This is a genomic window from Psychrobacillus sp. PGGUH221 (genome assembly GCF_042055255.1).
Lineage (GTDB): Bacteria > Bacillota > Bacilli > Bacillales_A > Planococcaceae > Psychrobacillus.
In genome coordinates this window covers 1-24,607 of the sequence record NZ_JAQMHQ010000009.1, presented here as the reverse complement: position 1 = coordinate 24,607, position 24,607 = coordinate 1, and the positions used below count along the sequence as shown (strand labels likewise).

Annotated in this window: 22 protein-coding genes and 1 rRNA gene; 12 read left to right on the top strand and 11 right to left on the bottom strand. The window is 35.3% G+C overall.

The genetic code is table 11. The features are described 5' to 3' along the window. Positions 1-25: 25 nt before the first annotated feature. The 3 genes from PGC35_RS15315 to PGC35_RS15305 are packed head-to-tail and all read right to left on the bottom strand — an operon-like array spanning position 26 to position 3,209. A complete protein-coding gene (locus tag PGC35_RS15315; protein WP_053588521.1) occupies positions 26-367 on the bottom strand; it encodes a Na(+)/H(+) antiporter subunit C in 342 nt (113 codons plus the stop codon). After that, positions 367-789, bottom strand: coding sequence for a Na(+)/H(+) antiporter subunit B (locus PGC35_RS15310; protein ID WP_375219794.1), 423 nt, complete (start codon positions 787-789; stop codon positions 367-369). Before PGC35_RS15310 ends, PGC35_RS15315 begins: the two co-directional genes overlap by 1 nt. Continuing rightward, a complete protein-coding gene (locus PGC35_RS15305; protein ID WP_375219793.1) occupies positions 786-3,209 on the bottom strand; it encodes a Na+/H+ antiporter subunit A in 2,424 nt (807 codons plus the stop codon). Before PGC35_RS15305 ends, PGC35_RS15310 begins: the two co-directional genes overlap by 4 nt. Before the next feature lie 160 nt (positions 3,210-3,369). Here PGC35_RS15305 and PGC35_RS15300 point away from each other — a divergent pair, with 160 nt between their 5' ends. Continuing rightward, on the top strand, positions 3,370-3,930 hold the full coding sequence (locus PGC35_RS15300; RefSeq protein WP_375219792.1) for a DUF5366 family protein: 561 nt from the start codon (positions 3,370-3,372) through the stop codon (positions 3,928-3,930). A 196-nt stretch (positions 3,931-4,126) separates the two neighbouring features. On the opposite strand, the gene PGC35_RS15295 is transcribed toward PGC35_RS15300, so the two are convergent. Further along, positions 4,127-5,986 carry a transglycosylase domain-containing protein gene (locus PGC35_RS15295; protein ID WP_375219791.1) on the bottom strand — a complete coding sequence of 620 codons (1,860 nt, stop codon included), beginning with the start codon at positions 5,984-5,986 and terminating at the stop codon, positions 4,127-4,129. 70 nt (positions 5,987-6,056) lie between these two features. Next, complete coding sequence (locus tag PGC35_RS15290) at positions 6,057-7,295, bottom strand: MFS transporter (protein ID WP_375219790.1); 1,239 nt, start codon at positions 7,293-7,295, stop codon at positions 6,057-6,059. A 349-nt stretch (positions 7,296-7,644) separates the two neighbouring features. Between PGC35_RS15290 and PGC35_RS15285 the strand changes: the two genes are divergently transcribed. Together PGC35_RS15285 and PGC35_RS15280 are read left to right on the top strand one after the other, a co-directional pair. Further along, positions 7,645-8,232 (top strand): peptidylprolyl isomerase, encoded by a 588-nt coding sequence (locus tag PGC35_RS15285; RefSeq protein WP_053592055.1) that lies wholly within the window; start codon positions 7,645-7,647, stop codon positions 8,230-8,232. 16 nt (positions 8,233-8,248) lie between these two features. Continuing rightward, on the top strand, positions 8,249-8,461 hold the full coding sequence (locus PGC35_RS15280; protein ID WP_053588527.1) for a hypothetical protein: 213 nt from the start codon (positions 8,249-8,251) through the stop codon (positions 8,459-8,461). 903 nt (positions 8,462-9,364) lie between these two features. Here the strand turns inward: PGC35_RS15280 and PGC35_RS15275 are convergent. Continuing rightward, entirely contained in the window at positions 9,365-10,534 is a 1,170-nt protein-coding gene (locus PGC35_RS15275; protein WP_375219789.1) for a MalY/PatB family protein, read from the bottom strand. Positions 10,535-10,610: 76 nt separating this feature from the next. On the opposite strand from PGC35_RS15275, the gene PGC35_RS15270 reads away from it, so the two are divergent. Beyond that, on the top strand, positions 10,611-10,871 hold the full coding sequence (locus PGC35_RS15270) for a DUF1871 family protein (protein WP_053588529.1): 261 nt from the start codon (positions 10,611-10,613) through the stop codon (positions 10,869-10,871). Between the two features lie 54 nt (positions 10,872-10,925). On the opposite strand, the gene PGC35_RS15265 is transcribed toward PGC35_RS15270, so the two are convergent. Then, positions 10,926-11,138, bottom strand: a complete 213-nt coding sequence (locus PGC35_RS15265) for a helix-turn-helix domain-containing protein (protein WP_375219788.1) — start codon at positions 11,136-11,138, stop codon at positions 10,926-10,928. Positions 11,139-11,233: 95 nt separating this feature from the next. Further along, complete coding sequence (locus tag PGC35_RS15260; RefSeq protein ID WP_375219787.1) at positions 11,234-12,571, bottom strand: sodium-dependent transporter; 1,338 nt, start codon at positions 12,569-12,571, stop codon at positions 11,234-11,236. Between the two features lie 125 nt (positions 12,572-12,696). On the opposite strand from PGC35_RS15260, the gene PGC35_RS15255 reads away from it, so the two are divergent. The 3 genes from PGC35_RS15255 to yugI all read left to right on the top strand — a co-directional run bounded on the left by PGC35_RS15255 (position 12,697) and on the right by yugI (position 15,407). Next, positions 12,697-13,251 (top strand): RNA polymerase sigma factor, encoded by a 555-nt coding sequence (locus tag PGC35_RS15255; protein WP_375219786.1) that lies wholly within the window; start codon positions 12,697-12,699, stop codon positions 13,249-13,251. Further along, the gene (locus PGC35_RS15250; RefSeq protein ID WP_375219785.1) at positions 13,241-14,947 is read left to right on the top strand and encodes a hypothetical protein; all 1,707 of its coding nucleotides are present in this window, start codon (positions 13,241-13,243) and stop codon (positions 14,945-14,947) included. Before PGC35_RS15255 ends, PGC35_RS15250 begins: the two co-directional genes overlap by 11 nt. A gap of 85 nt (positions 14,948-15,032) precedes the next feature. After that, positions 15,033-15,407 carry a S1 domain-containing post-transcriptional regulator GSP13 gene (yugI, locus tag PGC35_RS15245; protein ID WP_053588534.1) on the top strand — a complete coding sequence of 125 codons (375 nt, stop codon included), beginning with the start codon at positions 15,033-15,035 and terminating at the stop codon, positions 15,405-15,407. A gap of 68 nt (positions 15,408-15,475) precedes the next feature. Here yugI and PGC35_RS15240 read toward each other — a convergent pair whose 3' ends face one another. After that, positions 15,476-16,783 (bottom strand): AAA-type ATPase lid domain-containing protein, encoded by a 1,308-nt coding sequence (locus PGC35_RS15240; RefSeq protein ID WP_375219784.1) that lies wholly within the window; start codon positions 16,781-16,783, stop codon positions 15,476-15,478. A 152-nt stretch (positions 16,784-16,935) separates the two neighbouring features. Here PGC35_RS15240 and pruA point away from each other — a divergent pair, with 152 nt between their 5' ends. From pruA to PGC35_RS15220, 4 genes are all read left to right on the top strand, one after another. Further along, positions 16,936-18,480 (top strand): L-glutamate gamma-semialdehyde dehydrogenase, encoded by a 1,545-nt coding sequence (gene pruA / locus PGC35_RS15235; protein ID WP_053588536.1) that lies wholly within the window; start codon positions 16,936-16,938, stop codon positions 18,478-18,480. A gap of 64 nt (positions 18,481-18,544) precedes the next feature. Then, positions 18,545-19,738, top strand: a complete 1,194-nt coding sequence (locus tag PGC35_RS15230) for an ornithine--oxo-acid transaminase (protein ID WP_375219783.1) — start codon at positions 18,545-18,547, stop codon at positions 19,736-19,738. Positions 19,739-19,819: 81 nt separating this feature from the next. Further along, a complete protein-coding gene (locus PGC35_RS15225; RefSeq protein ID WP_053588538.1) occupies positions 19,820-21,064 on the top strand; it encodes a Glu/Leu/Phe/Val family dehydrogenase in 1,245 nt (414 codons plus the stop codon). An 86-nt stretch (positions 21,065-21,150) separates the two neighbouring features. Further along, complete coding sequence (locus PGC35_RS15220) at positions 21,151-22,314, top strand: iron-containing alcohol dehydrogenase (protein ID WP_375219782.1); 1,164 nt, start codon at positions 21,151-21,153, stop codon at positions 22,312-22,314. A gap of 28 nt (positions 22,315-22,342) precedes the next feature. Here the strand turns inward: PGC35_RS15220 and PGC35_RS15215 are convergent, their stop codons facing one another. After that, positions 22,343-23,332 carry a cation diffusion facilitator family transporter gene (locus PGC35_RS15215; RefSeq protein WP_375219781.1) on the bottom strand — a complete coding sequence of 330 codons (990 nt, stop codon included), beginning with the start codon at positions 23,330-23,332 and terminating at the stop codon, positions 22,343-22,345. Between the two features lie 16 nt (positions 23,333-23,348). Continuing rightward, positions 23,349-24,068: an MgtC/SapB family protein gene (locus tag PGC35_RS15210; RefSeq protein ID WP_375219780.1), complete on the bottom strand. Its 720-nt coding sequence runs from the start codon at positions 24,066-24,068 to the stop codon at positions 23,349-23,351. A gap of 463 nt (positions 24,069-24,531) precedes the next feature. On the opposite strand from PGC35_RS15210, the gene PGC35_RS15205 reads away from it, so the two are divergent. After that, a 16S ribosomal RNA gene (locus PGC35_RS15205) occupies positions 24,532-24,607 on the top strand; the annotation flags it as partial.

The following is a 24,607-nucleotide window of genomic DNA, read 5'->3' as shown; positions in this document are numbered from 1 at the left end:
TATGAGGACCGGAAATAATAATAAATTAATCATTGTCTTCTGTTCCTTTCATTAAATCCATATTGTCTGTACCTAGCTCTTTATAGGTTCGATAAGCTAATACTAAAGAAAATGCGGTAACACCAAAGCTAATAACGATAGCAGTAAGTATTAATGCTTGGGGAAGTGGATCAACATAATCTGTTACCCCATCAGCTAAAACAGGAGCAGCTTTTCCATTAAGTCCGCCCATTGTTATTAATAAGAGATGTGTTCCATGACTTAGCAAGCCCGTTCCGATAATAATTCGAAGTAAGCTTCGAGAAAGTATTAAATAAATGGCTGCCATGAATAGAAAGCCGATTAAAATGGACATTAATATTTCCATTATTCATCTCCTCCTATCATTTGAATGATTGTCATCGTTACTCCGACTACAACTAAGTATACGCCTGTATCGAAAAACATTGCTGTATGGATCGATGTTTCACCAAGTAAAGGTAAATTAAAATAATCATAGACATGTGTAAAAAATGGAACATTAAAGAATATAGAACCAGCGGCAGTTGCTAAAGAAATTAATAAGCCGGTTGCAGTAAGAACCGTATAGTTTATCGGAAGCATCTCATTTACTGTTTTCAAGTCGAAAGCTAATAATAATAAAACAATAGCACTAGACATCAACAATCCGCCGACAAATCCTCCACCAGGTGTATAATGTCCTGCAAAAAAGATATGAATGGAGAAGAGAAAAATAATGAAAAATACTACTTTCGTCGTCGTTTGAATAATTAAATCATTCGTTTTCAACTTTTTCTATCTCCTTTCTTTTTTGCTAGACGCAGAGTAATCATTCCTATAATTCCTAATGAAGCAATTGTTAACACACTTATTTCAAATAAAGTATCAAATCCACGGTAATCTACTAAAATAACGTTTACGATATTTCCGCCACCAGCTTCTGAGTAAACAGTTTCCTTATAATAATCAGCTATAGAAGGAATAAGCTTTTGTGAATGAGAAGAGATAGCGATCAATGTAACCATTACACCAACTCCAAGAGCAATAAGGAAGTTTCCAAGTCGGAAGCCTCTATCTTCTTTTCCTTTTTCATGCTTGTCCATTTTAGGCAAATGATAAAATGCCCCTAAAAATAATGCTACTGAAACTGTTTCAATTACTAATTGTGTTAAAGCAAGATCAGGAGCCTTAAAGATGATGTAGAATAAAGCAACCGTATATCCTACTGCTCCTAGTGCAATTATCGCTGTAAGTCTTGATTTCGTAACCAAAATTGTAACAGTTCCGACGATTAATATAATTGAAATAAGTATCTCAAAGAAACGAATTGGTGCTAAGTTTTCAAAACTAATTACAAATGCATCTTTAAACCACATTGTACCTGCGAGTAATACGATGATCGCAGCAAACATAAAGACAAAATAAGAACGAATAGAACCTGTCATATACATGGATGAAAAGCGATGAGCTCCTCCATCTGCTAGTCGCATTATTCCGTCATACATATTGTTTAAAGTGAATTTTGAAGGCAACTTTTCGTAAACTGGAGTCCATTTTGGTAAGGTTTTATAGAATAAGAAACCTACTAAAAAGATACCAAGTGTCATGTATAAAGCAGGCGAGTTAAAACCATGCCAAGCTTTTATTGTAAAGCCTACTTCCGCAGGAACTTTGTATGCTAAAGGTTGAATAGCAGCTACTGCCGGTTTAATAAACGTAGTACCAATAAAATTTGGAACAAAGAAAATAACTATAACAAGAGTTGCTAGTATACCTGGTGAAACTAGCATTCCAATTGGAGCTTCGTGAGCTGCTTTAGGTAATTGTTCTGGTTTATGTTTCCCACTGAATGTATGGAAAACAAAATAAAGACTATAAACAAATGTAAATACACTAGCAATCCATGCGATAATTGGGATCAATATGCCCCAAGTATCGAATGCATACAGGTCGAAATGCTGTAACTCTAATGTAGCGTCCAAGAACATTTCCTTGCTTAAAAATCCATTAAAAGGTGGAACTCCTGCCATTGATAAGCTCCCGATTAATGCAATCGTAAAGCTGATTGGCATTATACTCATGAGTCCACCAAGTTTTCGGATATCTCTTGTACCTGTTTCATGATCAATAATACCTGCAATCATGAATAAGCTACCTTTAAATGTAGCGTGATTAATTAGATGGAAGATTGCCGCAAAGGTTGCAAATGTAAATGTAGCAACTAAGTCACCCGTAACATGATAAGCGACAGAACCGATTCCAAGTAAAGACATGATTAGACCAAGTTGACTGACAGTTGAAAAAGCAAGAATCGCTTTTAGATCCGTTTGTTTGACAGCAAAGAAGGAACCCCATAATAATGTGATGATACCTACTCCGGTAACAAGCCATATCCAAACTTCGGATAGAGCAAAGATCGGAGTAAATCTTGCTACCAAATATAAGCCGGCTTTTACCATCGTAGCAGAATGCAGATACGCACTGACTGGAGTTGGTGCTTCCATTGCATCAGGTAACCAAATATAAAATGGGAACTGAGCTGACTTTGTAAATGCCCCAAGTAAAACGAGTACAAGTGCCCAAACAAATAGATCCTGACTAACTAGAGCAGGTGCTTGTTCAATTAGCTCACGAATTGAAAATGTTTCTCCGATAATGCCAAGAATCAAGAAGCCTCCTAGCATCATTAATCCACCGAAAACAGTAATCATCATGGATTTAAGAGCACCAAATCGAGAACGATCTTTCGTATACCAATATCCAATAAGAAGAAAAGAAGATATGGACGTTAATTCCCAAAAGAAATACAAACTTATTAGATGATCTGACTGAACAACTCCGAGCATAGCAGTCATAAACATTAATAAATAAACGTAAAAATTGCCAAGCTTTTCTTTTTTCTTGTTCATATAAAAGATGGAGTAAAGAACAACAAGTGCTCCTATTCCTGTAATTAACAATGAAAAAAGCAAGCTTAACCCGTCTAAATAAGAGATAAAGGATATCTCGAGTGACGGTATCCAAGGGAGCTCCTCCATATAAGTGGATCCCTTCATAATAGAAGGTATGTGTGTTGCATAAAAACAAACAAGTGCAACGGGTACAAGTAATACAAACCAGCCGGTATGTATAGTAGGAACCCTTTTAAATAACAAAGGGATCACAAGTGCAACAATGACGGGTGCGAATATTGCAAAAACTAAGGACAAAGGAATCCTCCTTTCCAAGCTATGTATTTAAAATGCATCCCTAAAATTATAACGTAAATGTATAGTAATTGCATTGATGAAAAATAGATATCTACTTGCAGAATATACCTTTTCTTCGATATGATACAAAAGTATGGATACTAGAATAAGAGGAGAAGCTATGAAGAACCCATATGTGTTTGGATTTTTACCACTCATCACTATTTTGTTATTTAGTTTATCTTTTTCTATTTTTACAATGAACAAAGCGATAGATCTTTTTAAAGTAATTGGTGTTTATAGTGGGATGAGAGAGTTTTTATCCGATTTGGAATTGAAACTGTTCTTAGTTATTATCCTAGCACTTATTTATTTTATGCTTTTTTCTGCACTTAAGTTGATTGCTGAAACAATACATGAGATTGGGATGTTGTTTTTCTCAAAAGATTTAGAAGGGAAGACTATTTCTCAAGCACGTGGTGGATATGTCATTTTTTTTATTGGATCATTTATTTCAGCAATCGGTTTTCAATCTCTTCAAATATTGCTCATCATTTTTTTAGCTACAGCTTTTGTTTATTTTGTATATGTCATTTTCAAATTAAGCAGTTCAATGAGCATGTTGGGGACGGTAGGGTTAATAATGTTCGAGTTTATGGTATGGAGTCTATTTTTAACATTAGTCATCTATGTGACGATTAAACTTTATAATGGAATAGTGGCAAGTTTACCATTTTTATAATTGACTCAAAATCGCTAGTTTATGAGGAATAATTATACATTTAAAGTTATTAAGCGGCAGAACGAGACCAATTCATTCTTTACCGAGACCAATTGAAGCTTATTCGAGACCAATTAGCAAGAAACGAGACAATTTACTAGAAAACCGAGACCAAATCACAAAAGAAGAGTCATCTCCATTTGGAGATGACTCTTTTCTATTTCTCTCTCATAATTTTGTTAAAAATAGAATGATGAATTTTTCTAGATTCGATTGATTTCATATTTTTAGGCATGTCATAGCCAATCCATACTGCTGAGGTATATGTATCTGTTAACCCAGCAATCCAATAATCATAAAAGTCATTCGTAGTTCCAGTTTTAGCGCCAACGTATGGTGCAGGAATAGAGATTCCTTTTCCCGTTCCATTTTGCACTACATCGGAAAGTAATCCTCTCATAGTTTGAACTGTTTTAGGTGACCAAACCTCTGTTTTTTCTTCATTCCATTCATATAAAATGTTTCCCTTTTTATCTGTAACTTTTCGAATGGCACGAGCAGGCTCATACATACCATCTATAAAGCTACTATAAGCATCAGCCATTTCTAATACTGTAACGCCATGTGTTAATCCACCAAGTGCGGCAGCATAAGTATGATCTTCATTAGTTAAATGATTAAATTGGAATGGCTCCAGTTTTGCAAATGCATTATCTATTCCAACTGTTTCTAATAACCGTACTGCAGGAGTATTATGACTGAAGCGAAAAGCTTGCTTAATCGTTACATTCCCGTACAGTGCGCCTCCATAGTTTTGAGGACAGTATGAGCCAATACAAAGTTTCCCGCCATTTATCGAGTTATTAGGAGTTAATGTAGTTGTTTCAAAAACTGGTGCGTACACAAGTAATGATTTCAATGCTGATCCTGGTTGCCTAACCGCTTGATACGCACGATGAAAATCAAATTTTTTATACTCTTTACCGCCGTATAAACTGATAATTTCTCGTTTTTCGTTATTAATGACAACCGATGCAGCCTGTAAATCAGGCGTTTTATCTAATAGTTTATTTACGTACTTTTCATCGTCTAGTTGTTTCGCCGGATCAAGAGCTGTATAAATTGTCACTCCTTGTGCTATCACATCATTCACTTTAGTTTGCAGTTCATTTTCTAATAAGAGCTTTTGCTGTTCATTTTGGGCAGTTGCTATTTTCTCGGTAAAACCTTCTTTTGATGCAACTAAATTCTTCAACTCTTCTAAAACATAAGTGCTATAGGTAGGGTACAGCTGTTTTTTTGTTTTTGTCTTCAGGACGATTGGTTCAGCCTTTATTGCTTCTCCACTTTCCTTTGGTATTTTTCCGTTTTTCACTAGGACATCTATAAGTAATTCCTGTCTTTTCTTTGTTGCATCAAAATTATCTATAGGATCGTAGATTGTTGGATTGTTTGGAATCGCACTAATAAAGGCAAGTTCTGCATCTGACAACTCGTGTAATGGTCTTCCAAAATAATAAGTTGCAGCAGCTCCAATACCATAGACCTGATTACTAAAATATATTTCATTTAAATAATTCGTTAATATTTCATCTTTTGTAGCTTGCTTTTCCATTTCATATGCATAAATAAGCTCCGTCACTTTTCGTTCATACGTTTTCTCTGTAGATAAATATCGTATTCTTACTAATTGTTGCGTAATTGTACTAGCACCTTGTTCTTTTGCATTGGCAGAAGCATTGGCAAAAACAGCTCGGAATATTGCGCTAAAATTAAATCCAATATGATTGTAAAATTCTACATCCTCGCTTTGAATGAACAACTCTTGTACAAATAAAGGTATTGACTCAAGCGGTAGGGGGTCTCTCCATTCAACGTAATCCTCTGAGAAGATTTGTTCATTTTCGTCTAACAATACAACTGGTGAAGACAGGGGAGGGGTTGATAATTGAATGGATTGTTTTAAATCATCTTGAAAAGAAGACGCGGACAATATTTCTGCATGGATAAAGGATGTCAACATCCATATTAAAGGGAAACATAATAAAATAAGGAGAAACCCTATTACTTGTCGCATTTGTTGCACTCCAGTTCCTATAATCTAATAAAAAGAATAGCACACTTTCTATTCGAAAGTGTGCTCATTTTTAATTTGTTTGTTTAGCGTGAAGCTCTTCTTCCAATAAAACATCTTCAAAATCTTGAACTGGTTTTTTTCTCGCAAAGTAGATGATTAAATAGCCACATAAAAACAGTGACCCTGTTACATAGAAAACGGAAGATATACCAATGTATCCACTGATGAATCCACCAAACATTGGACCAATTATGTTGCCTAAAAAGCGGAAGCTTGTGTTATAGCCCATTAGTTCACCTTGTACTTCAATAGGGGCTTCTCTTCTTATCAAGGCAGTTGTAACAGGTATTAACCCACCTGATGCAATACCAAAAAGGAAGCGTAGTATGATTAATTGCCATAAATCCGTTACCCATGCTTGTGGGACAATGAAAATTAAGGCCAATATCAGCAAAATAGATAATATTTTTTCGTATCCGTGGGTATCCCCTAGTTTTCCCCATGTTCTAGCAAATAACAAACTGCCGACTCCTGTAGCACTGAAGGTGACTCCTGCAAGTAGTGCAACTTCGGTTGAATTGGTCAGATGCGATACATATAAGGACAAAAGAGGCTGGATACTAAACAAACCTATTTGTATAAGAGAAGTAATCATTAAAACGTTTAATATGAGGCGATGATGAAAAATTCCTGAAATTACTGTTTTTCTAGAATATTCATGATCTCCTTTTTTCTTTTCTCTTCTTATTTCATGTACTCCAAAAATAACGAGTAACGCAGCAATTGATACAGCACTGGAAGTAATAATAAACGTATATTGAAAGCCGAATGTATCCGCTAGAAATCCTCCGAATATAGGTCCAAATAATGTACCAGAAACACTCCCCATTTGAAGAGTTCCCATTGTTTTACCTGCAATTTTTTTAGGAGTCTGAGAACTAATAAAAGCCAATGATGTAGGGATGAAACCAGTAACTACTCCCATAAATAATCGTAGAACAAAAAATACTTCAACAGAGGTAACAAACCCCATTAATAAAACACTGATAGCAATACCGAAGCCATTAATAATTAATATAGGCTTGTACCCATATTTATCAGCAATTCTTCCCCAAATCGGAGACATTAAAAAAGCCGATACGAATGTTGCCCCGAACACAAGACCAGACCATTTTTGAACATAGGCATCCGAAAAGTCTCCCATTGTGTTGATGTATAAAGATAAAAAGGGCATAATCATTGTCATTGTTCCAGATACTAAAAAGTTAGAAAACCACATAATAATAAAGTTTCTTTTTTGTACGCTCATCCAAATCCCTTCTTTCTATTTGTTGCGTACCTTCTTAAAAAATAGTTAGTAATTACTTTATATAAAAACTTTCAAGACTCCAAGCATCAGCCACTCAAGGTCAAATGCGTAAGCTTGTGCTTTTCTTTTACCCATTATAGGTTATTTTGTGTAGCGAATAAAGTTAGATACTTTGTCACTGAAAATGACTTTTCAATATGTTAGAATTATTTGGGGTGAATAAACTGTGAAGAAGATTATTTTTTTATTATTAATAAGCGCTGTTTTGATAGTAGGGGCATGCGGTGACAAAAAGGTAGTTAATACAGAAACAGAAAATACAACAACGGAAAATGAAGGAGACAAAATTATGTATCCACAACTTTCAACAGAAGTTGCTTCAAATGAAGCTTTAGTTATTATGAATACATCAAAGGGACCTATTAAAATTAAATTATTCCCTGAACTTGCACCTAAAACGGTTGAAAACTTTTTAACTCACGCTGAAGAGGGCTATTATGATGGTCTTATTTTTCACCGAGTGATCGAAGACTTCATGATTCAAGGGGGAGACCCAACAGGTACTGGTATGGGTGGAGAAAGTATATACGGTGAAGAATTCGAAGATGAGTTTTCGATGAACCTGTTTAACTTAAGAGGAGCATTATCGATGGCTAATGCTGGACCTAATACAAATGGAAGTCAATTTTTCATTGTACAAGCATCAAGTGCTCAAGCAGAGGCTAAACAATTAGAAGACGGTGGATGGCCAGCAGAAATTGCAGCTGCATATGAGAAAAATGGCGGAACTCCACACTTAGATCAAAAACATACAGTTTTTGGACAAGTTATAGAAGGTATGGAGATCGTTGACCAAATTGCAGTTGTAGAAAAAGATGAAAATGACAAGCCACTAGAAGACATTACGATAGATTCTATTGAAATCGTACAAAAATAAATAGGGAAGTGTTTAGATGTTGCAGTTTTTACAACTAGGTTTTTTATATTTATATTTTCCGGAAGATAAAACGGAGTATATTCCAGTGGTTATTGAATTAGTTGTTTTAGTTATTCTATGTATTTTTGTTTTTAGATGGTTAAAAAGAAAATCGATTAAAGACGCAGCGAAAGCAAAAGAGTTAGAAGAGAGAATTATGCAGGCAAAAAAGGAACAACTGGATAAGTAACTTAATATATAGGGTTGATTCAGATTGAAGACAAGCGCGAAAAATTTCGAGTTGTCTTCAATCTTTTTTCTTTTACGATAAATATAGATAGATAATAATATATTTAGATCGTTGATCTACACTCCAGGCGGACGCTTTCCGCGGACGGTCCGTGAGCCTCCTCAGGCCAACATGATGTTGGTCACGAAGGCGTTGCCACACGAGGTGGCGTTCTTAGCCTTCGTTCCTCTGTTAGCGTCTGCGGGGTCTCACCTGGACACGCTGTTCCCGCTGGAGTCGCCGCCTTCCGTTTCAATCAAATGCTTCTATTAACAATACAATCTACTTCATCTTAGAAAAAACTACTTTCAAGGTGATGTTCTACACTGATAAAAAAATTCAATGGATCGGAATGGTAAGAAATGTTACTGATTGATCAAGTAAAACTAACTGCTAGACCATTTAGTGTGTAAACAAAAGGGAATCATTGATTGTTGGCTTATCTTACAAAAGATCTGTGAATGAATAGGAGGAGTATTGAAGGACAACAACCTTAAATGGTTTTAATAAATTGTCTATATAGAAGATGAATATAAAATAACAAATGGTATCGAGAGGACAAAAGAATTTTTATAGACGGTTAGTAGTATAATAAATCTTTCAAAAGAGGTTTCTTTATCCAATAAAAAATAAAGATAGTAGTTATCTGTAAGGAATTGTTTATAAGTCAAGGACCACCACTAAGACTCCTGTGGGAACAGCTTGAGCAGAAGCCCCCGCAGAAACGAGGAGGCTGAAGCCAAGCCCACGGAAAGCGAAGTGGTGGTCCTTGCCGAATTTAATATACAACTCTATGCACCCAAAATTGAGTTTGTCTACAATCTGATTAGCCATAAATGTGGCTGTTTTTTTTATTCGTATAATTTAAGAAAGTGCTTTAATAAATCGTGCAACTCCATCTTCTAAAGTATGTCTTGGACAAGCTACGTTCATTCTTAAAAAGCCTTCTCCCGTTTTCCCGTATTTCGTACCTGGTTCAAGAGCTAACTTCCCTTTTGTTAAAAGCAAGTCCATAATCTCTTTTTCTGATAATCCTGTATCTCGATAATCTATCCATAAAAGATAAGTTGCCTCAGGTTTAGACACTTTTATTCCTTTTAACTTGTTCGTTAATTGTTCTACTACATAATCCATATTGGAGGATACAACCTCTAGTAATTCCTCCAGCCAAGGCTCCCCATGTTCGTATGCTGCTTGAAAAGCAGTCAGTGAAAATATATTTAGTTCCATTTGTCCACGTTCTAAGGCTTGATTCTCTAGGATTTTTCTTTTTTGTTGGTCTGGCACTATAATTGTAGCTGCTTGAATTCCCGCTAAGTTAAATGTTTTAGTTGGTGCAAAGAAAGTAATAATATTATTAACATTTTCCGCTACCGAAAGAATGGGTATATGCTTGTTTGGCTTAAAAACTATATCTGCATGGATTTCATCAGATATTATAAGTACATTATATCTTTCGCATAAAGCTGCAATTTTAGTTAAATCTTCTTTGGTCCACACTTTTCCACCTGGATTGTGGGGACTACAAAGAATAAAAGCTTTTACACCTGATGATAGCTTTTGCTCAAAGTCATCGAAATCGATTTCAAATGAACTATTAATCTCCATGAGATCACAAGTCTCTACAATACGACCAAGTCGTGTCGGTACATGATTAAATGGTGGGTACACTGGAGAATGTATTAAGATTTTATCTCCTATTTCGGTAAAAGCATCTAATACAGAAGCCATCGCAGGTATTACACCTTGTTGAAAGAATATCCATTTATTTTCTATTTTTAATTGATGTTTTTTTTCCAACCAATTTGTAAGTGCAAGTTTTGTTTCCTCGGGTACAATGTTGTATCCAAAAACTGGGTGTTCTAATCTCTTATGTAATGCATCGATAATAGTGGATGGGATAGCAAAGTCCATATCTGCAATCCACATAGGAAGCACATCGGATGCATCTGGAATGGAATATATTTGTTCTAGCAAGTCCCACTTAGTACAATGTGTATTACGTCTTTCAAAAACGGTAGAAAAATCAGGCAAATTAATTACCCCTTTCAATTTGTAATTATTATGTTATTATAACCCTAACTAATAAAAACTAGTAAGGTGAAAATATATGGACACAATTGAAATGAATCGAAAAGCACTTTGGACATTACAAGAATGGGACCCATTTAATATAGGTGTTGATAGTTATGACGCCGAAGCTGCTGATGTAGTTGCAGATCTTCAAAGTATTGACCATCCTTCTGAGTTGGCCAAAAGAATACAAACCATTTATGAACATTCTTTTGAACAGTGGATACCACTTGAAAAGTGTGTAGAAGTTTCATATAAATTGATTGCATTAAAATATGAAATGAAATGTATTATTTAAATATAGTAGTTATAGTAAAACAAAAAAAGCTTTCGGTTAAAAAACCGAAAGCTTTTATTCGTTTTGTAAGCCATCTAATAGGTTAGATGCTGGTACTTCTAATGCATTTGAAAGTTTCAATAATGTTTGAACAGATGGAGTTTCACTTCCCGCTTCATAAGCCTCTAACTTTGATGCTCCTATAGTAGCCTTATGGGCAAGCTGTTCTAAAGAAATATTTCGTTCTTCCCTCAGTTGACGTAATTGTTTGTGAAGTTCTTGTTTCATAGTTACATCCATCCTTTCAAAGAAGTGATAAGTATAACTATATTATAGCACAAACATTTTAGAACAACATTTTTGAGATAGCCTATAAAAAATTTTTAGACAAATAATTTCATTACTCCCTGAATGAAGACGATAATAATTGCTATTGGAGCGGCAAAACGCACGATAAAACGCCATGTATTCAATAGAAATTGATTTACCTTCAAGTCATTTTGTAACTCGGATTTTGTAAGGACATAACCAGCGAACAAAGAGATGAACAATGCTCCTAATGGAAGCCCAAAGCTACTTGTAAAAAAGTCCGCAAAATCAAAAATGGACATTCCTAAAATGTGACTATCAGAAAGAATCCCAAAAGACAACGCACTCGGAATACCGATTAGGAAGATTAAGATTCCATATACCCATGCAGCTCGTTTCCTACGTTCATATTTTGACTTAATACCGATGGATACAACAATCTCTAACATACTGATAGAAGAAGTTAACGTTGCAAAAAGCAACAAAACGAAAAATAGTATTAAGAAAAATTGTCCAAATATTATTTGCTCGAAAACAGCAGGTAATATGATGAAAACTAGACCCGGTCCTTCATTTGGTGAGAATCCAAGAGCAAAAACAGCAGGGAAGATAACAAGTCCAGCCATAATGGATACACCGATATTAAGAAGAGAGACACTTAGTGCTGAATTGCCTAATCTAGTCTCTTTTGGCAAATAGGATGCATAAGTAATCATTGCGGAAACACCTACGCTTAAGGAGAAAAAGGCTTGCCCTAATGCAAGTAGAGCTGTCTCCCATGTGAAATAAGACCAGTCAGGAACGAATAAAAATTTAACTCCTTCCATTGCACCTTCTAAAGTTAAAGAGCGGACTGCTAAAACTAAAAAGAATATTAAAAGAAGAGGCATCATCCATTTACTAGCCTTCTCAATTCCTCCTTGGATTCCACCCGATACAATCCATAATGTTAGAAAGATAAAAGCACCTTGTCCGACTATAACTTCCCATGGATTTGAAATGACACTATTAAATAGGTCCTCATAGAAGGTTTCGCTTGTTCCGTTCAAGCTAAATGTGATAGCTCTTATTAAATAAGATAATATCCATCCCCCAACTACACTATAAAAAGATAGAATAATAATAGAAAAGAAAAACCCAGCCAATCCAATTACAAACCATGGTTTCCTAGGAGCAAGTTTTTTAAAACTAGTCACTGCATCTGCTTGACCTTTTCTTCCTATAATGAATTCTGCTAATAAAATCGGTAGACCAATTAATATAGTACACAAGATAAATAGTAAGACGAATACGCTTCCACCATTCGTTCCGGCCATATATGGAAATTTCCAAATAGCACCTAAGCCAATTGCACTTCCAGCCGCTGCTAATACAAATCCGATTTTAGATCCAAAATGATCTCGCTTTGCCAAGATAATTCCTCCTTTTTTACAACTGTCTTATTGTACATGAGGTTTACAAGAAAATGTAGACAAACAAATGAAACATTCGTGAAATATCTTTCGTATCACCAATACATAGAGAGCGAGGGGGAGCAATGTCTGAAAATGAATTAATCGAGCGAGCGCAGCAAGGAGACATAGCTGCGTATACAACGCTTATTCAAAAACATCATCGAACCGTTGAAAAATTTGCTTTTCAATGCGGTGTCAAAGTGAATGATATTCCAGATGTCACTCAGGAAGTGTTTGTAAATCTATACCGTTTTTTGCATCAATTTAAACGTGAGCGATTTACTACTTGGCTCTACAAAATAACTTTAAATGCAACAAGAGACTATTATCGTAAGGAAACGAAAGAAATAGAAAAGGAAAAAAAGCTAAATCATCACAATATGAATAGCTTCACTAAGTCCGCGGAAGATCGTATATTGCTATTTGAAGAAGATAAGGAGCTGCATCAAGCAATTCAATCGCTGGATATAAAATATCAACATCCAATTATTTTATTCTATTTTCATGATTTATCGTACGAACAAATTGCAGACATATTGAATGTTCCCATAACTACAGTGAAAACAAGATTACTACGAGCTAAAGGCCAACTAAAAAACCTACTTTCAACGAATGGAGGTGCCAAGCATGGACGATAAGCAGCTTGAGGAACGACTGGACTTATTAAAAACTTCATACGATAAAGTTCCGTCTAGTATAGACACGGATGGAATTCTAAATAAAATCGAATTGGAAAAAGTAGAGCCTCTAAGCAAGAATAAAATTACTAAATCAAAATGGCAAAGATTTACCGTATTGGCTGTTAGTTTTGCAAGTACATTAATTATTGGAATACTTGGAGCAACATTTTTATTTGAAGACGAAACGAGACATGGAAAAGAGATACAGAATGAGGAATCGAAAGCCTTTCTAGAAAAATTGAAAAAGAATTATCCGATAGAGAGAGAAAAGCGTCGTGAAATGCTGAACCTATCGGAAGAGGAGTTTTCTCAAATAGACTTTATTAAGTCTGCGGATATGCATTTTCAGCATTACACGGATGATAGGTCTAGCCCTTTTATTGATGGAACTATTTTTACCGACTTAGATGAACGGTATGAGGAAATTATAAATAATTTAAAACTTCCTTCTGAAATGGTCAAAGAAATTCACCAAGGAAAAAAATTAACTAAAGAAGAAACAGTAGATTTTTTAAATGAATATTACTTAAAAATTAACAATTTTAGGGAATATGCAAATGAAGAGCTAAATGAGTACAAAGATGAACTATCTATGTATAAAGTAGACGGCCTTTACGATGTAAATAAAATACTTGAAAATGAACGTTTCCTTCCAGTGGAGTTTAAGAATTTAAGGGATAATGCACAAAATCAGAGTCTCGGATTAGAGATAATTGAGGATGGAATTGATATTACATTTCGGTTCGATTATACACTTACTCCCACATTGTATTCGGGGAAATTAAATTCAATAGCTGTTGGTTATTTGCAAATGATGGCGTCCGAGCCATTTACTTATACATGGGAATTATTATATCCAATCAATGAAACATTTATTGTTTTAAAGAATATGGAAAATTATTTTCTGGATGATTATGTAAACACTTTTAGAAGTGACTCCAAAATGGAATCGTATTACACGAGCGTGTTCTATTTTTTAGTAAAAGGGACGAAAGAGAATCCAGTTTTCGATAAAAAGGGTATTGTAAAAGATGAATATAGAGAACTATGGAGATTAATGACTCAAACTAATGGTAACTCCCCATTTCCATATTTATTAATTCCAATAGTCAATGAATTTGAAAAGACAGGATGGACAAAATCTGAAGAATGGAATAATTTTTCATACGCTCATATCGAAGATGCTCTTCACCTTGCTAAAAACGGGGATATAGAAAAATTTATGCCTAATTTAATAACAAAAGATCAAGTTGTGAATCATGATTTTTTACAGCGAATTCATGCACTATATAAATCATTTGCAGCAACACATGATCAAACAGTATTGAAAGATGCAACGCCGGAAGAGATTGTTGGTCTATATTATTATTGCTCACTGATGGAGGATTATGAAACAAAGTACGAGTTGTATATAAAAGATGATTCGTACGTTCAAATACCAAAAGAAGAATATATGAGTGCTCCAAAACTAAAAATAACAGATATTCGGAAGGAGTTCTCATCGCTACACTTTGAACAACGATCGGATAAAGAGGGATATGTAATCATAACAATGGCTCCGGAACGTACAATTCACTTAGAAGAGCAAGTAGTTGGCTTTAGTATTATCCAAACTGAAAATGGCTGGCGAGCAGCTTTTATGCCTACTCAGTGATTTTTGCTTGCTCTCTTTCTATTATGTTATAATTTAACATGACCATAAGGGTAGATGCGCATAAGAGAAATCGGGAGTGAACAAAATGAATAATGAAAATAAGGTAGGAGATGTTGTCACAGGTAAAGTTACTGGAATTCAACCATATGGAGCGTTTGTTAGTTTAGACGAAAATACACAAGGTCTCGTGCATATTTCTGAAATTACTTACGGCTATGTAAAAGAAGTCGGTGAATTTTTAACTGTAGGCCAAGAAGTAGAAGTGAAAATCTTAGAAGTGGATAGTGAATCTGGTAAAATCAGCTTGTCTATACGTGAACTACAAGAAAAACCTACCATTTCTAAAAAAGATGATAAACCAAGGAAATCTTTACAAGCACGTGTTGATGAACATGATGAAGAAGGATTTAACACATTAAAAGAAAAGCTTGCAGAATGGATTAATCAGTCCGTTCAATAAATGAAAAAGGTGACTCCTAATTGTTGTGAATTCACAGCTTTAAGAGTCACCTTTTTAATTATTCAAACTTATAGTTTCATTTTTCTGCGACGGTATTGTAAGTTTTGGCGGCTCATTCCTAATGCTTCTGCAGCTTTTGTTACATTGCCATCATATTTATCTAGAGCTTTTTGTAAATAATATCTTTCCGCTTCACGCAAATATTCTTCCAAAGGCAACAAATCTTTTTCAGCAGTGAATACAAAATCCTCTGCTTTTTTTGAGGATTCATTGAAATCCTGTACTTTCAACTTAAAGTGAAGTGGAAGCATATCAAACTTAAGCACCTGCTCAGTAGTAATCATCGAGCTGATTTCATCTAAAAGAAGTTCAAGCTCTTTTAAATTTCCTGGCCATTCATACGTTAAAAATGCTTGAATGACATCATCTTCAATTTTATTGATCGTCGAGCCATACAGATTAAGATATCGATTAAAATAATCATTCATAAAAGGTAAAATGTCCTCTGTTCGCTGACGGAGTGGTGGAATTGTAATAGTCACGGTTGCAAAATAATAATACAATTCCTTGTTTAATTTAACCTTTGCTATTAAATCTACTGGATCTTCACCAATGCTTGCGATGAACAAATTATTTCCGTCTTTATTTGAATTTAAAATATCTAAAAGCTGATTTTGTAATTCGAGGGATAATAAATCGATTCTTTCACAAAATATTGTACAGTTTGAGATATGTTCTAGTTCTTTTTTAAATTTATTAATTAAGTGAATATCTGAACTATGGCAAAATAGGGAAACAAATTGATTATTAGCTGGAGAGAGCTGATTGTGAATTCCTTCTGCTATTAAATCTTTGCCAGTACCAGCTTCTCCGATTAATAATACAGGCATTCGAACATGGGCTGCTTTTATAGAACGCTCCAATACTGCTTGCATGACAGGAGAAACAGCTGTAATGGTAGAAAGGGTGATTTGTTCGTTGTACCTTTTTAATGGTTGATAAATTAATCGTTCAAGTGCAGTGATATCTCTAGAAAATTCAACTGCTCCGATAAGTTCATTATCATCCAAAACAGGGTATGTATCATTTATAGTCGTTATTTCTTGACCATTACGATTCCAGTAGGTCTGTTTAACGCGTAATACAGGTTTTCCACTATGAAGGACTTTTAATAATGTACTTTCATGCTGTTCAAATTGAAAAAGTTCCAAAATGGAACGGTCTTCAACGTCTACAGAATTTAAGCCCTCGATTTCTTTCATTTTTTCATTATAAATGACTGTTTTTCCTGTTGTATCAATTGCGTGAATACCGATAGCTACTTGCTCTGCAGCAAATTTATAAAAAGGAAAAAGCTTTTCATTTTTCTCACTCACATGGCTCACCTCAAAAAAAATTTTAACATTTTAGAATTTAACACTTGAAAAACGCAACAATCTTTTGCATTATTATATATGTAAACGGATTAAAAGAGCAAATAATTTTTGCACTAAAATAATTTGCACTAAATTTAAAGGAGGATTTTTCCATGATAGATTATAAACACGAAGCATTTACAGACTTCTCTAAAGAAGAAAACAAAAAAGCGATTAAAGAAGGCTATAAAGTAGTTGAAGGTTACCTTGGAAATGAGTTCCCATTGATCGTTGGTGGGGAAAGAATTACAACAGAAGGTAAAATCACTTCTTATAACCCAGCAAATAAAGAGCAAGTAGTAGGTGTTGTTTCTAAAGCAACTCAAGAAATAGCAGCTAAAGCAATGCAAATTGCAGATGAAGCATTTAATACTTGGAAAAAAGTAAAACCTGAAGTACGTGCAGATGTACTTTTCAAAGCAGCAGCTATTATTCGCCGTCGCAAATTCGAGTTTTCTGCTCTTTTATCTAAAGAAGCGGGGAAAACTTGGGTTGAGGCTGATGTAGAAGTAGCAGAAGGAATTGACTTCTTAGAATATTATGGCCGTGAAATGCTACGTTTAAAAGATGGAGCACCAGTAGAAAGCCGTCCAGGCGAATATAACCGTTATGACTACATTCCATTAGGTGTAGCAGTAGTTATTTCTCCATGGAACTTCCCATTTGCAATTATGGCAGGTACTACAGTTGCAGCGGTGGTAGCAGGTAACACAGTACTATTAAAACCAGCTTCAACAACTCCAGTTGTTTCTTACAAATTTGTTGAAGTATTAGAAGAAGCAGGTTTGCCTGCAGGTGTAGTAAACTTCATCCCTGGTTCTGGTGCGGAAATCGGTGACTTCTTAGTTGAACACCCACGTACTCGTTTAATCAGCTTCACAGGTTCTCGTGATGTTGGTCTAGGAATCGTTGAAAAATCATCAAAATTGGCTCCAGGTCAAATCTGGATCAAACGTTCTATCCTTGAAATGGGTGGTAAAGATACAATCGTTGTAGATAAAGAAGCTGACTTAGAATTAGCTGCTCAATCTATCGTGAAATCTGCTTTTGGATTTAGTGGTCAAAAATGTTCTGCTTGTTCACGTGCAGTAATCGTAGAAGATGTATACGATCAAGTAGTAAGCCGTGTAGAAGAGTTAACAAACAACTTAACTGTTGGTGTTCCTGATAATGATGAGCACTTTGTTGGTCCAGTTATCGATGGAGGTTCATTCAAGAAAATTATGAGCTACATCGAAATTGGTAAAGGCGAAGGACGTTTAGTTACAGGTGGTACTGGTGACGATTCAAAAGGATTCTTCATCCAACCAACAGTAATAGCTGACCTATCTCCAACAGCTCGTATTATGCAAGAAGAAATCTTTGGACCAGTTGTAGGTCTTACAAAAGCAAAAGATTTTGACGAAGCAATCGAAATTGCTAACAACACTGAATATGGTTTAACAGGTGCTGTTATTACAAATAACCGTATGAACTTAGAAAAAGCTCGCGAAGATTTCCACGTTGGTAACCTTTACTTCAACCGTGGATGTACAGGTGCGATTGTTGGATACCAACCATTCGGTGGATTCAATATGTCAGGTACAGATTCAAAAGCAGGTGGTCCTGACTATATCGGACTTCATATGCAAGCAAAAACAACTTCTGAAATGCTTTAATTTTTACGGGTAGACTCACCTTAATGTGAGTCTACCTACTATTTGAAGAGAAGGAGAGTATCTAATGACAATTTCACATGAGATCATTGAACAAACAAATAAATTTGGTGCGAATAATTATAATCCACTTCCAATCGTTGTATCGGAAGCGGAAGGTGTTTGGGTAAAGGATCCAGAGGGTAATAAATTTATGGATATGCTTTCTGCTTATTCTGCAGTAAACCAAGGCCATCGTCATCCAAAAATTATTCAAGCTTTAAAAGATCAAGCTGACCGTGTTACTTTAACTTCTCGCGCATTCCATAATGATCAATTAGGACCATGGTATGAAAAAGTAAGTCAATTAACAGGTAAAGATATGGTATTACCAATGAATACTGGTGCTGAAGCTGTTGAAACAGCATTCAAAGCTGCACGTAGATGGGCTTATGATGTAAAAGGTGTAGAAACGGATAAAGCAGAAGTGATTGCATGTAATGGTAACTTCCATGGTCGTACAATGGGAGCTGTTTCTTTATCATCAGACCCTGAATACAAACGTGGATTTGGACCAATGCTACCAGGTATCAAATTAATACCTTATGGTGATTTAGAAGCACTAAAAGCTGCAATTACACCAAATACTGCTGCATTCTTAATCGAACCAATTCAAGGTGAAGCTGGAATCATTATTCCTCCAGTAGGATTTATGAAAGCTGCACGTGAATTATGTCGCGAAAACAATGTATTGTTTATTGCGGACGAAATTCAAGCAGGTCTTTGCCGTACTGGTAAGATGTTTGCTTGTGAGTGGGAAGACGTTGAGCCAGATATGTACATCTTAGGTAAAGCATTAGGAGGCGGGGTATTCCCAATTTCATGTATCGTTGCTAACAGTGATGTACTAAGCGTATTTAACCCAGGTTCACATGGTTCGACTTTTGGTGGTAACCCAATGGCATGTGCTGTTTCTCTTGCGGCTCTTGATGTATTAGTTGACGAAAAATTAGCTGATCGTTCACTTGAACTTGGAGAATATTTTGTTAATGCATTAAATGAAATTGACCATCCTTCTATTAAAGAAGTTCGCGGACGTGGATTATTTATTGGTATGGAATTAACGGAAGAAGCTCGTCCATATTGTGAAGCTTTGAAAGAACTAGGATTATTATGTAAAGAAACACATGATACAGTAATTCGTTTTGCACCACCTCTAATTATTTCAAAAGAAGAGTTAGACTGGGCAATTGAAAGAATTAAAAAAGTATTTACAAACTAATAATTTATAGACAAATTTCTACAACTATATGTTACAATTGTTCCGAAGAAATCATTATGAATTAAAGAGGCGAAATATCAAATGGCTGATAATTTAAACCTGTTCACATCAACACAGGCTGTAATTCACGAAGCTTTGCAAAAATTAGGGTATGACGAAGCAATGTATGAACTACTTAAAGAACCACTTAGAATGTTGGAAGTACGTATCCCCGTTAAAATGGATGACAATACAGTAAAAGTTTTCACTGGATACCGTGCGCAACATAATGATGCTGTAGGTCCTACTAAAGGTGGAGTTCGATTCCATCCTGGTGTAACTCCTGACGAGATGAAAGCTCTTTCTATGTGGATGACTTTGAAAGCTGGAATTGTTGATCTTCCTTATGGCGGCGGTAAAGGTGGAGTTGTATGTGACCCACGTGAAATGTCTATGGGAGAAATTGAACGTTTAAGCCGTGGATACGTTAGAGCTGTTGGCCAAATCGTTGGACCAACAAAAGATATCCCAGCGCCAGACGTTTTTACAAATGCTCAAATTATGGCTTGGATGATGGATGAATATAGTCGTATGGACCAATTCAACTCTCCAGGATTTATTACTGGTAAACCACTTGTACTTGGTGGCTCACAAGGTCGTGACCGTGCTACAGCACAAGGTGTAACAATCATTATTAACGAAGCTGCTAAAAAGCGTGGTATTGATATGACTGGTGCACGCGTGGTAATTCAAGGTTTCGGTAACGCTGGAAGCTTCCTAGCAAAATTCTTACATGATCAAGGTGCAAAAGTTATCGGTATTTCAGATGCTTATGGTGCATTACATGATCCAAACGGTTTAGATATCGATTATTTATTGGATCGTCGCGATAGTTTTGGAACAGTAACTACTTTATTTGAAAATACACTTTCTAACCAAGAATTATTAGAATTGGATTGTGATATTTTAGTTCCTGCTGCAATCGAAAACCAAATTACTAATGAAAATGCTCATAATATTAAAGCTAAAATCGTAGTAGAAGCTGCTAATGGTCCAACAACTACAGAAGCTACTAAAATACTTTACGATAGAGGAGTATTACTAGTACCAGACGTTTTAGCAAGTGCTGGTGGAGTAACTGTTTCTTACTTTGAATGGGTTCAAAATAACCAAGGTTATTATTGGACTGAAGATGAAGTAAACGATAAACTAGTTGCTAAAATGGTAGACGCTTTTGAAAATATTTACGAAGTAGCTACTACTCGTAATATTGATATGCGTTTAGCTGCCTACATGGTTGGTGTACGCAAAACTGCTGAAGCATCACGTTTCCGTGGTTGGGTATAAACATTTCTTATAATAAGTTGAACCGCTTGTAAATTACAGGCGGTTTTTTTATGATTATAAAAGATACAAAGAAGGAGGATTTTTGGATGAATGCGTTTTCTTTTTATAATCCTGTAAAATTAATTTTTGGAAAAGGACAAATTAGTAAATTAAAGGACGAGTTATCCTTCTATGGAAAGAAAGTTCTTATCGTATATGGTGGGGGCAGTATCAAGAAAAATGGATTGTATGATCAAGTAATCTCTATTTTAAATGAAGCTAATATGGAAGTATTTGAATTAGCTGGAGTGGAGCCTAATCCTAGATTGTCCACTGCAATAAAAGGGGCAGAACTGTGTAAGAAAGAAGGAATTGAAGTAATACTAGCAGTTGGTGGAGGCTCCGTTATCGATTGTACTAAACTTATTGCTGCTGCTGCGAAATATGATGGGAATCCATGGGATTTTGTTACTAAAAAAGCATTTCCAAAAGAAGCGTTACCTTTTGGAACAATCTTAACATTAGCAGCTACAGGTTCAGAGATGAATGCTGGTTCTGTTATTACTAATGAAGAAACGCAAGAAAAATACGGCTGGGGTCATCCGCTTGTCTATCCTAAATTCTCCATCTTAGACCCAGTAAATACATATACAGTGCCATTAGATCAAACTGTATATGGAATAGTTGACATGATGTCGCATATGTTCGAACAATATTATAATAATGCTACTAATACTCCTGTGCAAGATGAGATGATCGAAGGGGTGCTCCGCTCGGTAATAGAGGCTGCCCCGAAACTTATACAGGATTTAGATAATTATGAACTTCGTGAGACTATTTTATTTGCAGGAACGTTGGGATTGAATGGCTTCTTACAAATGGGTTATGCAGGTGACTGGGCAAGTCATAATATCGAACACGCAGTATCTGCCGTATACGATATTCCGCATGCCGGTGGTTTGGCAATCATCTTCCCAAGATGGATGCGCCATAATGTTCCTGTTAACCCAGAGAGATTTGCAAAAATAGCAACTAGAGTATTTCATGTAAATCCTGAGGGCAAATCCACGGAACAAATTGCACATGAAGGAATTGATCGATTGGCTGAATTTTGGGCTTCTTTGAATGCACCGACAAATTTAGCGTATTATAATATTGACGATTCAAAAATTGACTTAATGGTTGATAAGGCAATGGCTAACGGAGAGTACGGCAATTTTAAAAGGCTGAATGCAGAAGATACTAAAGCCATACTTACTGCTTGTCTATAAAAGAAAAACACATGACTTGAGCTTTTGCTCAGTCATGTGTTTTTAATACGGTGTGTGGATCTTTATGATGCGTCCATTTTCTTATTCCGTCATCTTCATCAAAGGCAATTGTAACATCCGTTACACTTTGTTGATTTAAGATTAGCTCTTTCAATACATCATGAATATCATCTACTTGTGAAAAGGAAAGAGTAGGATCAATTTCAACTACTAAGTCTACGTGTAAGAATTCTCCTTCTTTTATTACTTCTAATTCCTTTATGTCTTTTACATCTTTGTTCTCAGAAACGATATGTGCAATATGGACAAGCATCTGTTCATCTGTTTCTCCCAAAGCACCTCTTGCGTTATCAAGGAATACTTTACCGACAACATAAAACATCATAAGCCCGATGATTATAGATGCAATACCTTCTGCTTGTAAGAAACCAGTAAAGTAGGATATTAAAACTGCTACAAATGCAAGAAGACCACCCGTAGTAGCGACTAAATCTTCCATGAATACAAGCTTCGTTGCTGGCTTAGCACGTTTTAGGTGAATAAAACTTGAAGTAAGTGGCGCTAAAAATCCACCTTTTTCTCCAACTTCATGTAAAATCTCTTTTCCGGCTTTGTAAAGGACAAAAAGTTCTAAGATTATACTAAAACCTAGTACAGCAAGACTTATTGCTACACCAGTAGAAGCCGCGGGGTGTTGTACATGATGCCAACCTTCTTTAATGGTTTCGTATGAAAGAATACCAACAATAATAACAGCTCCGAGACACACTAAGTTAATTAAACGGCCGAAACCATTTGGAAATCGAGGTGTAGGAGCTTTTTTAGATAACGCTGAACCAAAAAACACAAAATATTGGTTAGCTGCATCTCCTATTGAATGCATCATTTCAGCGAACATGGCGACATTTCCTGTAAAAAAGAATGCAACACCTTTTACAATTGCGATAATTGTATTAACAATTGCTGCGAGAAAGGAGGATTTATTGCCACCTTTTAGTAGTTTAAAAAATTCTGTCATATAATTACTCCTTTTATTAGATAGATTCAACTTCTATACGTTCTATAAAGTCTTCTTGTTTCATGATGTAATAAAATTCTACTGTATTTTTTTTAGTGAGTATAGACAGACGCGTTTCAATCTCATGCTTAATCACATTATTCTCTAATATGATATCTTTAATACGAATGCTTTCTATATATACCCCATTCTCTTTTAAATATTGATAAACCTTTTCTATATCTTCTTTATTGGGTACTAGTACCTTCAAAGATAATTCTCTCGATCGTAACCTTTTAGGTCCGATTTTAGTAAGTAGGGGAGGAATCAGTTCTATTCCTATTAATACTATACAAACTGATAAAGCCGCTTCTATATAAAAACCTGCGCCAACTGCAATACCAATTCCTCCAGCTCCCCATATCATTGCAGCAGTAGTGAGTCCAGTAATACTATCGTTTCCTTTTCTTAAAATAACACCTGCACCTAAAAAACCGATACCACTTACAATTTGTGCTGCAAGACGTAGTGGATCCATTGTGATATTTATTCCATCTCGAGGATTTGCGGTATAAGCAGATTCAATCGAGATGTAAGTTAAGAGACAACTAAATGTAGCAATAACTATACTAGTTTTTAATCCAATCGGTTTTTTCTTTAATTCCCGTTCTATACCTATTATTAAACTTAATAATGCTGCCAAACATAATTTTAATATGATTTCCGTGTCTATTAAATAATGCTGAAGAAAATCCATTTTTAATTCCCCCATCTATATATTCTGTATATAATGATATGTAGAGTTTTCTATTTTAGATATACAATACCTTATTCTTATCTCATTAAACGTAATTTGCTATGAACAAGTAGTGTTAAATAAGGCTCTAACAATAGATAAGAGATTAAATGATAAGAAATTAAAACTTTTTTTATAAAAAGGGTTGATTTTTGTTTGTTGAATAGATATACTAATACTTGTCCTTCGGAACGACAGCTAAACAATTTAAATTAATTTTAAAAAGTTATTGACTTCGTAGCTGAAAGAAGATATACTAATAAAGTCGCCTAAACGAGACGACAACATGAACATTGAAAACTGAACATGCAAAACGTTAAGACATATAGCTTGATAGACTAGCTTCGGTTAGTCGGATAGCAAACAATTTTGTCATCATTTAATGATGATGCCAGCAAAACAAAATGAGCTTTTTAAGTTCTCTATTATGGAGAGTTTGATCCTGGCTCAGGACGAACGCTGGCGGCGTGCCTAATACATGCAAGTCGAGCGAATGATGA